This window comes from Curvivirga aplysinae (genome assembly GCF_009711445.1).
Classification (GTDB): Bacteria; Pseudomonadota; Alphaproteobacteria; order UBA8366; family Aestuariispiraceae; genus Curvivirga; species Curvivirga aplysinae.
Genome location: NZ_SMMC01000016.1, coordinates 1 through 1,191, shown reverse-complemented (window position 1 = coordinate 1,191; position 1,191 = coordinate 1). Strand labels below are relative to the sequence as shown.

The window sequence follows — 1,191 nt, the reverse complement described above, 5'->3', positions numbered from 1 at the left end:
AATGGCTAAAGAAAAGTTTGAACGTAATAAACCACACTGTAACATTGGTACAGTTGGTCACGTTGACCACGGTAAGACAACTCTTACTGCGGCGATTTCCAAAGTATTGGCTGAAGTAAACGGTGCAGACGCAACTGACTTCGGTGACATCGACAAAGCGCCTGAAGAGCGTGAGCGCGGTATTACAATTAACACAGCGCACGTTGAGTATGAGACTGAAACACGTCACTATGCACACGTAGACTGCCCAGGTCACGCTGACTATGTTAAAAACATGATCACTGGTGCGGCTCAAATGGATGGCGCGATCTTGGTTGTGAACGCAGCTGATGGTCCAATGCCACAAACACGTGAGCACATCTTGTTGGCACGTCAGGTTGGTGTACCTGCGCTTGTAGTATTCTTGAACAAAGTTGACCAAGTTGACGACGAAGAGTTGTTGGAATTGGTTGAGATGGAAGTTCGTGAATTGTTGTCTTCTTATGACTTCCCAGGTGACGATTTACCAATCATCGCTGGTTCTGCTTTGGCAGCATTGGAAGGTCGCGACGACAATATCGGTAAAGAGAAAATTCTTGAGCTGATGGCTGCTGTTGACGAATATATTCCACAGCCAGAACGTGCTGTTGACTTGCCATTCTTGATGCCGATTGAGGACGTATTCTCTATCTCTGGCCGTGGTACAGTAGTAACAGGTCGTGTGGAATCTGGTGTTGTTAAAGTTGGTGAAGAGATCGAAATCGTAGGTCTTAAAGAAACAACAAAAACAACATGTACAGGTGTTGAAATGTTCCGCAAGCTGCTTGATAGCGGTGAAGCTGGTGACAACATTGGTGCATTGTTGCGTGGTGTTGGTCGTGAAGACGTTGAGCGTGGTCAAGTACTATGTGCTCCAGGTTCTATCAAGCCACATACAAAGTTCAAATGTGAGTGCTACATTCTGACAAAAGATGAAGGTGGTCGTCACACACCATTCTTCTCTAACTACCGTCCACAATTCTACTTCCGTACAACAGACGTAACAGGTTCTGTAGTATTGCCAGAAGGTACAGAGATGGTAATGCCAGGTGATAACATCACAATGGATGTTGAGTTGATCGCACCTATCGCGATGAACGACGGTCTTCGCTTCGCGATCCGCGAAGGTGGACGCACAGTTGGTGCCGGCGTAGTTGCTGCAGTAACTGAGTA

The 1,191-nt window shown here is 46.5% G+C and carries 1 protein-coding gene; it reads left to right on the top strand.

Annotation, left to right across the window (positions count from 1 at the left end):
* Window position 1: 1 nt before the first annotated feature.
* The coding region (gene tuf, locus E1160_RS00070) for an elongation factor Tu (RefSeq protein ID WP_155152954.1) at window positions 2-1,191 on the top strand (1,190 nt) is incomplete at its 3' end.